This window comes from Chryseobacterium taeanense, from assembly GCF_900099685.1.
Taxonomy (GTDB): domain Bacteria; phylum Bacteroidota; class Bacteroidia; order Flavobacteriales; family Weeksellaceae; genus Chryseobacterium; species Chryseobacterium taeanense.
In genome coordinates this window covers 509,929-523,337 of sequence record NZ_FNDW01000001.1, presented here as the reverse complement: position 1 = coordinate 523,337, position 13,409 = coordinate 509,929, and the positions used below count along the sequence as shown (strand labels likewise).

At 35.7% G+C, this 13,409-nt stretch carries 14 protein-coding genes and 1 other RNA gene; 8 read left to right on the top strand and 7 right to left on the bottom strand.

What is annotated here, in order from left to right; genetic code table 11:
- Position 1 precedes the first annotated feature (1 nt).
- From BLR30_RS02455 to BLR30_RS02440, 4 genes are all read left to right on the top strand, one after another.
- Positions 2-343 carry a hypothetical protein gene (locus BLR30_RS02455; RefSeq protein WP_089854147.1) on the top strand — a complete coding sequence of 114 codons (342 nt, stop codon included), beginning with the start codon at positions 2-4 and terminating at the stop codon, positions 341-343.
- Positions 344-461: 118 nt separating this feature from the next.
- Positions 462-2,120 carry a ribonucleoside-diphosphate reductase subunit alpha gene (locus tag BLR30_RS02450; protein ID WP_089854143.1) on the top strand — a complete coding sequence of 553 codons (1,659 nt, stop codon included), beginning with the start codon at positions 462-464 and terminating at the stop codon, positions 2,118-2,120.
- 103 nt (positions 2,121-2,223) lie between these two features.
- Positions 2,224-3,114 carry a DUF72 domain-containing protein gene (locus BLR30_RS02445; RefSeq protein ID WP_089854139.1) on the top strand — a complete coding sequence of 297 codons (891 nt, stop codon included), beginning with the start codon at positions 2,224-2,226 and terminating at the stop codon, positions 3,112-3,114.
- A 188-nt stretch (positions 3,115-3,302) separates the two neighbouring features.
- Complete coding sequence (locus BLR30_RS02440) at positions 3,303-3,533, top strand: hypothetical protein (protein WP_089854136.1); 231 nt, start codon at positions 3,303-3,305, stop codon at positions 3,531-3,533.
- A gap of 60 nt (positions 3,534-3,593) precedes the next feature.
- On the opposite strand, the gene BLR30_RS02435 is transcribed toward BLR30_RS02440, so the two are convergent.
- The 6 genes from BLR30_RS02435 to BLR30_RS02410 all read right to left on the bottom strand — a co-directional run bounded on the left by BLR30_RS02435 (position 3,594) and on the right by BLR30_RS02410 (position 10,070).
- A complete protein-coding gene (locus BLR30_RS02435; protein ID WP_228400683.1) occupies positions 3,594-4,190 on the bottom strand; it encodes a hypothetical protein in 597 nt (198 codons plus the stop codon).
- A gap of 41 nt (positions 4,191-4,231) precedes the next feature.
- Positions 4,232-4,876, bottom strand: a complete 645-nt coding sequence (locus BLR30_RS02430; RefSeq protein WP_089854133.1) for an HD domain-containing protein — start codon at positions 4,874-4,876, stop codon at positions 4,232-4,234.
- Positions 4,877-5,716, bottom strand: coding sequence for an alpha/beta hydrolase family protein (locus BLR30_RS02425; protein ID WP_089854129.1), 840 nt, complete (start codon positions 5,714-5,716; stop codon positions 4,877-4,879). It lies immediately after the preceding gene.
- Positions 5,717-5,804: 88 nt separating this feature from the next.
- Complete coding sequence (locus BLR30_RS02420) at positions 5,805-6,695, bottom strand: ribokinase (protein ID WP_089854126.1); 891 nt, start codon at positions 6,693-6,695, stop codon at positions 5,805-5,807.
- A 45-nt stretch (positions 6,696-6,740) separates the two neighbouring features.
- Positions 6,741-7,376, bottom strand: coding sequence for a DUF4241 domain-containing protein (locus BLR30_RS02415; protein ID WP_089854123.1), 636 nt, complete (start codon positions 7,374-7,376; stop codon positions 6,741-6,743).
- A 66-nt stretch (positions 7,377-7,442) separates the two neighbouring features.
- Entirely contained in the window at positions 7,443-10,070 is a 2,628-nt protein-coding gene (locus tag BLR30_RS02410; RefSeq protein ID WP_089854120.1) for a valine--tRNA ligase, read from the bottom strand.
- A gap of 128 nt (positions 10,071-10,198) precedes the next feature.
- On the opposite strand from BLR30_RS02410, the gene BLR30_RS02405 reads away from it, so the two are divergent.
- Both BLR30_RS02405 and BLR30_RS02400 read left to right on the top strand, forming a co-directional pair.
- On the top strand, positions 10,199-10,663 hold the full coding sequence (locus BLR30_RS02405; protein WP_089854117.1) for a DUF1573 domain-containing protein: 465 nt from the start codon (positions 10,199-10,201) through the stop codon (positions 10,661-10,663).
- 90 nt (positions 10,664-10,753) lie between these two features.
- Entirely contained in the window at positions 10,754-11,626 is an 873-nt protein-coding gene (locus BLR30_RS02400; protein WP_089854114.1) for a PPK2 family polyphosphate kinase, read from the top strand.
- Positions 11,627-11,719: 93 nt separating this feature from the next.
- Here the strand turns inward: BLR30_RS02400 and rnpB are convergent.
- An RNA gene (rnpB, locus tag BLR30_RS02395) (RNase P RNA component class A) lies at positions 11,720-12,043 on the bottom strand.
- A 188-nt stretch (positions 12,044-12,231) separates the two neighbouring features.
- On the opposite strand from rnpB, the gene BLR30_RS02390 reads away from it, so the two are divergent.
- Together BLR30_RS02390 and BLR30_RS02385 are read left to right on the top strand one after the other, a co-directional pair.
- Entirely contained in the window at positions 12,232-12,723 is a 492-nt protein-coding gene (locus BLR30_RS02390) for an RNA polymerase sigma factor (protein WP_042722258.1), read from the top strand.
- Entirely contained in the window at positions 12,716-13,390 is a 675-nt protein-coding gene (locus BLR30_RS02385) for a beta-carotene 15,15'-monooxygenase (RefSeq protein WP_089854111.1), read from the top strand. Before BLR30_RS02390 ends, BLR30_RS02385 begins: the two co-directional genes overlap by 8 nt.
- Positions 13,391-13,409: the final 19 nt, after the last annotated feature.

Here is a 13,409-nt window from a genome sequence, read left to right as displayed (position 1 = left end):
TATGAATAGTTTAGAATACGCAGAACAACAACTAAATCGTTTTTATTTGGATAGAAATGAATTTATTAAAAAAAATCCGTCTTATCCTTTTATTCAGAGTTATTCAGAGGTTTTATTACAATTAATCATAGAACTTGAGCAGAAAGATAAGATAGTTGATACTAAACTAATTTCTTTACGGATGGAGGCTAACATTTTTAAAGAAGATCTTCCTGGTGAATTATACGATGATTATAAGAAAGGAAATTTAAGATATCGTGAAAATTGGTTCAATCAAAAGAAAAAAATTGATAACATAACGACGGAACTTTATCAATATCTGAGTGAAATTTCCGATAAATAATATTGGGAATATCATGCTGAGATGTCAAAGCACATTTATCATCTAAGAAAATATAATTAAAAAAAACAAAATTCCTGAGCCTTAAAAGCGTTCGGGAATTTCGAAAATATAAACAACTATGGAAGAACAAAACAACAATATATGGTGGCTCAATGAAGAGTCTGAGCAAATGCTCAACAGAGGCTATTTGCTGAAAGGTGAAACGGTAGAAGGTGCTATCGACAGAATTACCACGGCGGCCGCAAAAAGATTGTATAAACCCGAGCTTCAACCGGCTTTCAAGGAAATGATTACCAAAGGATGGATCAGTTTTTCTTCTCCGGTTTGGGCGAATATGGGAACTCAGAGAGGTCTTCCTATTTCCTGTTTTAACGTTCACATTCCGGACAGCATTGAAGGAATTACCCACAAAATGGGTGAGGTTATCATGCAGACAAAAATCGGTGGGGGAACATCAGGATATTTTGGGGAGCTTCGTAACAGAGGAACTGCAGTAACCGATAACGGAAAATCTTCAGGAGCTGTTTCTTTCATGAAACTTTTTGACACCGCGATGGATGTGGTATCTCAGGGCGGAGTGAGAAGGGGTGCTTTCGCAGCTTACCTCGACATCGACCACGGCGATATTGAAGAATTCTTATCTATCAAAGACATCGGAAGTCCTATTCAGAACCTGTTTACAGGAATTTGCGTTCCTGATTACTGGATGCAGGATATGATCGAAGGCGATATGGAAAAACGTAAAGTCTGGGCCAGAGTATTGGAAAGCCGTCAGCAAAAAGGTCTTCCTTACATTTTCTTTACAGACAACGTTAACAGAAATAAACCGCAGGTTTACAAAGATTTAGGATTAACAGTAAATGCCAGTAACCTTTGCTCTGAAATCATGCTTCCTTCAACAATGGAAGAATCATTCATCTGCTGCTTGTCTTCCATGAACCTGGAATTGTATGACGAATGGAAAGACACAGATGCAGTAAAACTTGCCATTTATTTCCTTGATGCCGTTTTATCTGAGTTTATCGATAAGACGGAAGGAAACTATTACCTTCAGGGAGCGAGAAATTTTGCCATGAGACACAGAGCACTGGGATTAGGTGTTTTAGGATATCATTCTTATCTTCAGAGAAACATGATTCCTTTTGAAAGTTTTGAGGCAACACAATTCAATGCAAGAGCTTTCAGACGCATCAAAGAACAGGCAGAGCAGGCTTCCAGAGAACTGGCCAACATCTACGGAGAACCGGAATTACTGAAAGGTTACGGATTAAGAAATACCACCACAATGGCTATTGCTCCTACTACTTCGAGTTCTGCTATCCTCGGACAAACTTCTCCGGGAATCGAGCCGTTTGCTTCCAACTATTTTAAAGCAGGTCTTGCCAAAGGAAACTTTATGCGTAAGAATAAATACCTGGCAAAATTACTGGCTGAAAAAGGACTAGATAACGAGGAAACATGGAGAACTATTATGTTAAATCACGGTTCTGTACAGCATTTGAAAGAATTAACAGACGAAGAAAAGGCGGTATTTAAAACATTTAAAGAAATCTCTCCGATGGAGATTATTTCGCAGGCTGCGCAAAGACAGCAGTATATCGATCAGGCTCAGTCGCTGAACCTACAGATTCCTTCCACGATGCCTGTGAAAGATGTTAATTATCTATATATTGAAGCCTGGAAAAAAGGGGTAAAAACCCTTTATTATCAAAGAAGTTCTTCTGTTTCTAAAGAAATGATGGTAAATTTTGTTACCTGTACAGCTTGTGAAGCATAAGACTTTCAAATAATAAACCACACATATTCACTTCAGCACGCTTTTATGGCGTGCTTTTTTATTTTATATTTGTTTTAATAGTCAATCACTAAAAAATTCAGATATGAAATTCGGACAAGTAGAAGATCCTTCAAAAATAGATTTTACGTTACCTAAAGACCACCCGAGAACAAAGGAAATTTTAAATCAAAATAAAAAAGGTTTAGAAAATATTTCCATCGGATGTGCCAAATGGAATAAAACCGACCTCAAAGGATTTTACCCTAAAGGAACAAAAGATGAACTAACGTATTACGCAACCCAATTTAATTCCATAGAACTTAATGCAACTTTCTATGGTATGCCGACTCCTGAACAAGTGCAGACCTGGAAGGAAAAGACACCGGCAGATTTTAAATTTTTCCCAAAAATTACCAATACGGTTTCACACTTCAGGAGATTAATTGATGTTACCGAACCCGTTACCCAATTTGCTACTTCAGTATTACATTTTGGTGAAAAATTGGGAATGGTATTTCTTCAGCTTCATGATAATTTCAAACCTAAAGACTATGACAGACTGGAAAAATTTGTCAAGGACTGGCCTAAAGAAGTGCCGCTGGCTATTGAGTTAAGGAATACCGAATGGTTTACAGATGAAAATATTTTCAATACTACCTGCGGGCTTTTTGAAGCCAATAATATTACCAACATCATCGTAGATACTGCCGGCAGAAGAGATATGCTGCATATGCGACTTACAACCTCTACAGCGTTTATCCGTTATGTAGGAGCCAACGCGGAAAGTGATTATGAAAGACTTGATGACTGGCTAAAACATCTTACAAAATGGAAGAAAGAAGGCCTCCAAAATATTTATTTTTTCGTACACCAAAACCTTGAAAAAGCATCCCCTCTTTTGTCTGCATATTTTATCAAAAAAATGAATGAAGAGTGGAAAACCGACCTTCACCTACCAAAAATGGCAACAGAAAGTACAGGTACACTATTTTAAAGACCTCTGTATTTTAACTTTATTCACTTTACAGTGTAATAATTTTCATCAAAAACATTGTTTATCGAAAAAAAATTAACCTCTTCTATCGAAAAAAAAAATAACTGAAAAAGCCTTTTCCATGTCATAATTATTATTAAATTAAAAGTATGATAACTTAATTTAATAAACGTTCTAAAAAAACAAATATGGAAAAGGAAATATGCAAAGTAAGCATCTCAACAAGCTTTCTTGGAGACGAGTACACTTTTTACGAAAATGACAAAATCAAAAGAGTTTATGATAACAACAGCTTAAGCTCCGATGTCACAGAATGGCTGGAAGCTAAGCAAATCAGCAAACAAAACAAAGATAAAATTATCAGAAAATGTCCGGAAGAATTTAAGGAAAGAATAATGCTTATTTTAGATTATCCTTAATTTTCCGGTTTAATAAAGTTTTTCATAAAAAGTTCCGGCTTGCTTCGCAAGCCGGAACTGCTATTTTCTGTTTCTTATAAGTAACATCAGATTGAGAAAAAGAAGAAGAAAATCCAAGGTTATCCAGATTCCCATCTTTATATTTTCGTAATTATAGGCTTCCACCTGCTTTTTAGCCAGATCAGAAAGTCTTACGCTCTGATTGATGTAATTTCTGATCTCAATAATCTGATCAATATTTTTATTGGGAAGCGCATGTTGTGAAAAATACACAAGATTTTTCTTTCCCAGGTAGCCTACGATCCAGTATTCATCGGATTTCTCCATTTTAAGATACTCAATCCGGTAATATTCCGGGCGTATTGTACCGATATGTCTGGTGTCAATCACTTTTCCTGTTTCAGAATCATTGATTGTGACAGCGTAAAAATCAAGCGGCTGCGGAAGCTTGTTGATGACCTGCAGAGCAACCGAATCTTCCACAATTCCTACCGCACTTTTCTTGATAAACCAGTAGGTGAAAATAGAAATAGAAAAAACAATGGTAACAATACGGAACAATTTTGCCCACTCCGCTCCTCTTCCTCTTTTTACCTTAGATAAAAATAGAGAAATTACACAGGCCCAAAAAATTACCAGAACAATGAATGCCATCATACTGCAAAGATACTTATTTTAAGAAGCTTTCAGAAGGAATATCAGTTTACATTCCATTCTTTATAAAACTGATCGAGAAACTGCAGCATATAATCATGCCTTTCGGAGGCAATTTTTTTTCCTTTCTGTGTATTCATGAGATCTTTCAGCAACAAAAGTTTTTCGTAAAAATGATTGACTGTCGTACCATTAGATTTTTTATACTCTTCTTTCGACATATTCAGCTTCGGTTTAATTTCAGGATCGTACATCAGATTATTTTTAAAGCCCCCAAAATTGAAAGTTCTGGCGATTCCGATGGCCCCTATCGCATCAATTCTGTCAGCGTCTTGCACTATTTTAAGTTCAACAGGGAGATTTTGAGGAACATCATTTCTGTTTTTGAACGAAATATTTTTAATGATAAATAAAACTTTTTCTATCATTTCTTGTGAAGTATTCTGACTTTCCAGAAATTCTTTTGAAACCTTTAATGCCAGTGTTTCGTCACCGTCGTGGAATTTAGGGTCGGCAATATCATGCAAAAGCGCTGCAAGCTCTACAACTTCAAGATTACATTCTTCTGTTTCAGCGATTTTCTTTGCAAGTTTCCAGACTCTTTCAATATGATACCAATCGTGTCCGGCCTCCGCCCCTTTAAGTTTTTCTTTAACAAATTGCACCGTGTTTTCTATCAGGTTCTTCATTTATATCAATTCATTTAAAATAATATTCCAGAGTTTTTTGTTGTAGCTTCTAAAAAAATTAACGTGTCCGATTTCCCCTTTTTCAGATTCGGAGATTTTGATGAGTCTGTGAACGGGTCTTAGATTCGGATACGTTTCATTTAAAAGGCTTTTTACTCCTTTTTCAGTGAGCCATACATCATCCTCTGCTCTGATTACAAAGACTTTTTGCGTTAAATTTTTAGAGTAATCCTCGATTTTATCCAACAAACTATTGGTTGATTTTCTGTTTAAAATTAAGGTTCTCCAGTCATATGCGCAATTTTTTGGAAGACTTTCTCCCAGCCCGAACCATTGTGCAGGGAAATAGCCTAACAATGTTGTCGTTAAGGGTTGCATAATTCCGAAACCAAGATATGCTTCTATTTTTGTTCTGAATTTCAAATTTCCTACAAAAGCATTTTGAGTTCCTACAAAAACAAATTCATCAAACATATCAGAATTTTTATTCATCCCTAAAATTAAAGCCCCAACAGAATGTCCTAAACAATATTTTTTAAAATCTTTAAAATTAAGTCTGATATATTCCGTTAATGCTTTATAATCTTTTGACCCCCAGATTCTCATAGAAGCTTCAAAATTTTTCATTTTTCGGGGTTTGGAAAGTCCGATTCCACGATAATCGTAAGTGATTACGGTAAAGCCTTTTTCAGAAAAATATTTAGCAAAAGAGAAATATATCTGCTGTTTTACTCCTGTCGCGGAATTGATAAGCAAAAGCCGTTGATTGCTCTTTTCAGGTAAAAAAAGATGAGTTACGATTGAGAAAGAATCTTCTGTAGTAAGAACTAACTTTTCCATAGATAAAAGAAAAAATCCACCTATAAAAGTGGAAATTTTAGTTTGTATTTTAGAGTAAGTTCAACACTTTCGATATGTATCAAATAGCTTATGAAATAAAATCTGATAATCTTGGCAGGCCTGTTTGTGATCCTTTTTTAGCAGAGACGCTTGCAGAAACTTCATTTCCGAATTTCACACATTCATCAATATCATTGTTGTGGCACAAAGCAATTGAAAAACCAACAGTAAAGGCATCACCCATTCCCATTTTATAGATCGTGGTGTCCTTGTCATTCCTGCAGTATTTCATTTCGGTTCCGTCAAAATAAACAGTTGAATTGATATCGTCTCTTACAAAAAGCTTATTGAAGTATTTTTTAAGAATTTTTTCCCTCTGCTCTTCTCCGAAAAGGATATGAAGATCACTGCTTTTCGCCACCATAAAATCGAGATTTTCCACAATGCTGTTACTCAGCCGTTGTGCCGGAGAAGCGTACAACCCGACTTTTTTGCCATATTTTTTAGCTTTATTAATCGTAAATTCTACCACATCCATCGAAACCTCTAGCTGAAGGAGAATGAGATCTGCGGTCTGAAAATATTTATCGGCAGCTTCTATATGTTCATTGCTTAAATGATTATTGGCAGCGGGAACCACAACAATGGCAGAACTCCCTTTCGAGCTTGTTACATAAGCCGTTCCGCTGGCATCATGATCTGTTTCAAAAACGAAATCTATGTTTACGTTTTCACTCATCATATTTCTCATGATCTGTTGTCCAACAGGATCCATTCCCACACAACCTATGAAATGAACTTTCGCCCCAAGTCTTGCAGCACCTACCGCCTGATTGGCTCCTTTTCCGCCAAAAAAACTTTCAGTTGTATTCGCAATTACTGTTTCGTTATGGGAAGGAACTTTTTCGGTTTCCAAGATGAGATCTACCGAAGAGCTTCCGACAACGATGATTTTCGGTTGTTGTGATGAGAAATTCATTGCCTTTAATATTAATATTGTGTTGCTTGGGTTTGGTAAATAAAGTTAACTAATCTCAATAAATTCAGTTATTATCTTTACCGGTGAGTGATTTTTATCATAAGCAATATAGCTTGCATAAAATCCTTCCCCATATCCTGTTTCAAAGGCAAAAATAGTTCCAGGATGATTTTCAGAAGGTTTTAAGAATGCATACTGATCGATTGCTCCGTTTTCATCAAAAAAATGTTCATGGAAAAATTCTTCATAAATTCCCATAAAATCTACTCCTTTGCGATGATATAATTTTTGTTCAAGCTGATTAAGGCTATTTTGTGTATCGACATCCATAAAGCATCCCATACCGCTTTCTACAGGATATCCGAAGACTTCTCCATCGGCGAGTTCTTTTACCTCCTGTCCTTCTGTTGTAGCCAGTTTCCAATCTGCAATTTCCTCATTAGTAAAGACTACTTCTACGTAGGCTACGCAGTTGCTTTCCCGTTCTTTATGTACAAGAACCGAAAAATCTCCTTTAGGAAAGTCAGTAGAAAAAGGTTTCATATCATTGGTAACCAACGGATCGCAAGCGACAATCTTTCCACTGGAGAGATAAATTTTCCCGGCCTCAAAACTTTCCAGCAAAGGACTTTCTATAAAGCTTTTGGAGAATAGTTTTTTTATGTTTTCTAAATGTGTCATATTAAATTTAGGCTAAGATTAAGGTTCAGGCTAAACTTGAGACTCAACCTTAACCCGAACCTTTTATTATAAACTCTTTAATTTCTCTTCTAAAATCGCAATCTTATCAAGCGCATCTTTTTGTTTTTTACGCTCAACTTCTACAATTTCAGGTTTTGCATTGGCAACAAACTTTTCGTTGGAAAGCTTTTTGTCTACAGAAATTAAAAATCCTTTTAAATATTTTAATTCTTCCTCGGTTTTCTTTTTTTCTTCTTCCAAATCCAGGTTTTCACTTAAAGGAATTGAAATTTCCGTCGCACCAACTAAAAACGTAAAGCTTGGCTTATCGGTTTTTGTTCCGAAATGAATTTCTGAAACGTTAGCTAATTTTTTAATTACCGATTCATTAGCAAATTCTGAAGCATTTGTGAAAATTTCAACAGCTTCTTTTGGTGAAATTCCTTTTGTCTGACGGTAATTTCTTACCCCAGAAATAATTTCAGATGCCGTTTCGAAGTTTTTAATAATATCTTCATTGAACGATTCCGCTTTTTTCTGTTGAGCAATAATTAATGCATCTTCAATACTTCTCTCTGAAATTGTCTGCCATAATTCCTCTGTTAAGAAAGGCATAAAAGGATGAAGCAATTTCATTAATTCCTCGAAAAGAGCAACTGTTTTATTATAAACTTCTTTAGAAATACCTTCACCATAATTCGGCTTGATCGCTTCTAAATACCAGGAACAGAAATCGTCCCAGATCAATTTATAAATTAAATGCAACGCATCAGAAATTCTGAACTTTTCAAACTGGTCATTAATCTCAACAATTGCTTTATTTAATTTATTTTCGAACCATTCGATTGCCTGAAGTTCTGTTGAATTTGCCGGCTTATCTTCATGATTCCACATATTAATTAAACGGAATGCACTCCAAATTTTTGACATGAAGTTTCTTCCCTGCAACATTAAATCTTCATCAAACAGAAGATCATTTCCAGCTGCAGAACTTAATAAAATTCCTACACGAACACCATCCGCGCCATATTTATCCATCAATTCCAGCGGATCCGGAGAATTTCCTAGAGATTTAGACATCTTTCTTCTTTGCTTATCTCTTACAATTCCTGTAAAATAGACATTTTTGAACGGAACTTCTTTTCTGTACTCCAACCCTGCCATAATCATTCTAGCAACCCAGAAGAAAATAATATCCGGACCTGTTACCAAATCTGATGTCGGGTAATAATAATTGATGTCTTTATTTTCAGGTTCAAGCAAACCGTCAAAAACAGACATTGGCCACAACCATGAGGAGAACCAGGTATCAAGCGCATCTTCGTCCTGTCTCAAATCATCAAGATTAGCTATAATTCCTTTTTGTTCTTCTAAGACAACAAGAGCTTGATATTTATCTTCCGCAACTACAAAATCGTTTTCTCCGTCACCATAATAATAAGCAGGAATTTGTTGTCCCCACCAAAGCTGACGGGAAATATTCCAGTCGCGGATGTTTTCCATCCAGTGTTTATAGGTATTTTTAAACTTTTCAGGATAGAATTTAACCTCATCATCCATTACTACATCCAAAGCAGGTTTTGCAATTTCAGACATTTTCAGGAACCACTGAACAGAAACTTTAGGTTCGATCACCGCGCCCGTTCTTTCAGATGTTCCTACTTTATTTACGTAATCTTCTGCCTTTAACAAGAGATCCTTTTCTTCTAATTCTTTAGCAATCTGCTTTCTTACTTCAAACCTGTTTTTTCCGGCGTAATGTAAACCGTAATCATTTAAATTACCATCATCGTCCAAAGCATCAATCATTTGAAGACTGTGTTTTTGTCCGATTTCATAGTCATTGATATCGTGAGCCGGCGTAATTTTCAAAGCTCCGGTACCGAACTCAATATCCACATATTCGTCTTCGATAATAGGAATTACTCTGTTTACGATGGGTACGATAACTTTTTTACCTTTTAAATGAGCATATCGTTCATCATTAGGATTGATACAAACGGCAGTATCCCCGAAAATAGTTTCAGGACGCGTAGTAGCAACTGACAAATATTCGTCGGTATCTGAGCCTGTCGAAGATTCAATTTTATATTTAAGGAAATATAATTTTCCGTTTTGTTCTTTAAAGATTACTTCTTCGTCGGAAATATTGGTTTTTGCTTCAGGATCCCAGTTTACCATTCTGTAACCGCGATAGATCAGTCCTTTATTGTATAGATCAACAAAAGATTTGATAACCTGCTGAGAAAGTTTTGGTTCCATTGTAAAACGCGTTCTGTCCCAATCGCAAGAGCAACCCAGCTTTTTCAGCTGCTCCAGGATTGTTCCACCGTATTTATCAGTCCAGTCCCAGGCATGTTTTAAGAATTCTTCACGGGTAATGTCAGACTTGCTGATTCCTTCTGATTTCAGTTTAGCAACAACCTTCGCTTCCGTAGCAATAGAAGCGTGGTCTGTTCCCGGAACCCAACAGGCATTGAAGCCCTGCATTCTTGCACGACGGACCAGAACATCCTGAATGGTATTATTCAGCATATGCCCCATGTGTAAGATCCCCGTAACGTTTGGCGGAGGGATGACAACAGTGTAGGGCGGCTTATCATTAGGCTCTGAATGGAAGTATTTGTTTTCCAACCAGTAATTGTACCACTTTTGTTCTGTTTCCTGTGGATTGTACTTTTCTGAAATCTGCATAAATTCTTTTACTTTACTTTACAATTTGCAAAAATAGTCTAAAGAAAAAAAATTTTAAGTATGAATTAAAATAATTTTTAACTTTGTTACTCAAAATTTATCTAACAACATATTTAATATTCAAGAATATGAAAAAATTAATCGCAGGAATTGCTTTATTCGGAACATTCGCATTAGCATCTGCACAAACAATCACATTTGATAAAACTACTTTCGATTACGGTACTATCAAACCTAATTCAGACGGTACAAGATTTTTTACAGTAACAAATACCGGTGATAAACCTCTTGTTCTTTCTAATGTAAAAGCATCTTGTGGATGTACAACTCCGGAATTTAAGACAGATCCTATTATGCCAGGAAAATCTGCTCAGATCAAAGTTGGGTACAATACCGCAATCAATGGAGGATTCAACAAAATGATTGAAGTATTTTCTAATGACCCTGCTAACAGCAGAAGCGTAATCTACATCAAAGGAAATGTAGATCCAAATGCACCGGAGCCTAAACCATTAACTCCTGCAGAACTAAAAGCTAAAGCTAAGGCTGACAAAAAAGCTGCAAAACAAGCTAAAAAAGTAGCTGCAAAGTAAGCTCTACTCAAAAAAAATAGAAGAACCGTCTCGCCGAGGCGGTTTTTTTATTATATTTAAGTAACTGATATAATCTTTAATTAAATATATATGGACATCAACTTTTCGGATGATTTTTTGGTAAAAGGTAAATTTTCAATAAAAAAATCTTCAACAGCATATAAAGGAAAACTTACAAAAGAAGAAGGCGAAAAGTTGCTTATTCTTGAAAAAGTAAAACTTCGTGAGCTTCAGGAAAGATTATACTCCGATGGAAGCCAATCACTTTTGGTTGTACTTCAGGCCATGGATGCTGCCGGAAAAGACAGCATGATAGAACATGTTTTCGGAGGCGTAAATCCGCAAGGGTGTAACGTCATCAGCTTTAAAACCCCAAGCTCAAGAGAATATTCACATGATTTTCTGTGGAGACACTATCTTGCGTTACCCCAAAAAGGTATGATTGGGATTTTTAACAGATCACATTATGAAAGTGTATTGGTTTGTAAAGTTCATCCCGAATATAATCTGAACGAAAAAACTTGGAAATCCTTAAAAGATTTTGATGAAAACTTCTGGAACAACCGCTATGAAAGTATCAGAAATTTTGAAAAACACCTGACTGACAACGGAACAACCATCGTAAAAATATTCTTACACGTTTCTAAAGACGAGCAGAAGAAAAGACTTCTTGACAGAATCAACGAACAGGAAAAAAACTGGAAATTCTCTGCTGCCGATTTGCCTGAAAGAGCACTTTTTGATAAATATATGGACTGCTATGAAACAGCCATCAACGAAACATCGAAAGACTCCGCACCATGGTTTGTTCTTCCGGCAGATGATAAATGGTTTGCAAGAGTAGCAGCCATTCAGATTATTATTGATGCGCTGGAAAAAATGAAGCTTAAATATCCGAAGCTTTCCGAAGAAGATAAAGAAGGATTAAAGGAAGCTAAAAAACAACTGGAAAACGAGAAATAAATTTGGATGGAAGATGGAAGCTTGAAGATGGAGGTTTACAATTATTACGTTTAAAAACTTCCCTCTTCCAGCCTCTGACTTCTAACTTAAAAAACCACGAGAAAATCTGTAAGCCGGATTTTGTTCTTCCGAAGAAGTGCTTGTTATTTATCTGCGTTTTACATTGCTGCAAAACTTGAGCTGATTACCCCTCGGCTTTCAGAGCGAGCAACTCCTATTTTCATTGCTGAAAAGAACCGATATACTTATCATTGCACCACAAAGAGTTTACCTGATTTCACTACAGCCGAACTGTACATCCTTTCTGTTGCACTTGTCCTACCCTCACGGGTGACGGATGTTATCCGCTTTGCTGCTCTACGGTGTCCGGACTTTCCTACCCTTGCCGAAGCAAGAATCAACAAGCCGACTTTCTCGTGGGTGCAAAGATAGGAAATTGCGGGAGATATAAGGTGAATTGTGAATCGTCAATCAAAATTCTTTGTCAATTCTTTTAAAACTATTATTAAATTCTTCTAAAATAAAATTCACCATTCACTTACGAAGTAAAATTGACAATTGACTTATTATTATTATCTTCGTACCACTAAAATTATACATCTGCATTGGCTTCAAAGGAAAAAGAATTTGCGCAGCTTATTAAAGATAATCAGGGGCTGATTATCAAGGTTTCGCGTCTTTATACGAATTCTTTGGAAGATGAAGAAGATCTTTTTCAGGAAATTGTGTTACAATTATGGAGAAGTTATGACTCATTTAAAGGAAATTCTAAAATTTCTACGTGGATGTATCGTGTTGCCCTCAATACAGCTATTACTCTTTTCAGAAAAAAAAGCAAAAGTCTACCTACCAACGAGTTGGATATAAATCATGCAGATTTTATTGAAGATGACGACGAAAAACAACAGCAGGTATCACTTTTGTACACTGTAATAAAAACGCTCCCGAATGTGGAAAGAGCGATTGTAATGATGTATCTGGATGATTTGCCTTATAAGGATATTGCAGAAAACCTCGGGATCACTGAAGTTAATGCTCGTGTGAAAATGAACAGATTAAAGAAAACCCTTAAAGAAAAGATGGAAAAATATGCCTGAATTTGACTTAGATAGCTTTAAGAAAACATGGCAGGAACAACCTGTTCAGAAAAAATACGATGATAATGAGATCCTAAAGATGCTCAACAAAAAATCACGAAATTATGTGAAATACATTTTCTGGATCAGCGTTGCAGAATTTTTACTGTTTTCGGTGATGGGAATATTTTATTTCTTTCAGACTGAAGAAGACAATGGTTTTCTGAACATCTTAGAAAAACTGGGGGCTCAAAAAACGGCTGAAGTTGAAAACAGTTTTGAAAATATTTATTGGGTATTAAAAGTATTAAGCATTATCGTTACGGCTTATTTTGTTTATAAATTCTATCAGAACTACCGTAAAATAAAAATCGAAGAAAATCTGAAAGGATTGATTACCAGAATTATTAAATTCAAAAAAACCGTAAATTCTTTTATTTTAATCAGTATTCTTTTATTAGTAGCATTTACTTCTATTTTTACCATTTTCATATTTTATTCGTTAAGCTCACAGAATGTGGAACCAAAAAATTCTGCGATGATGATATTTGTTGTAGGAGTTATCCTTACGACTGCGTTTTCAGTATTACTGATCTGGCTTTACTATAGACTGGTGTATGGAATTATTATGAGCAAACTCGATAAAAACCTCAAACAGCTGAAAGAAATCGATTCTCAGGAAATGTAAATATAAAAAGCAGAAGTTT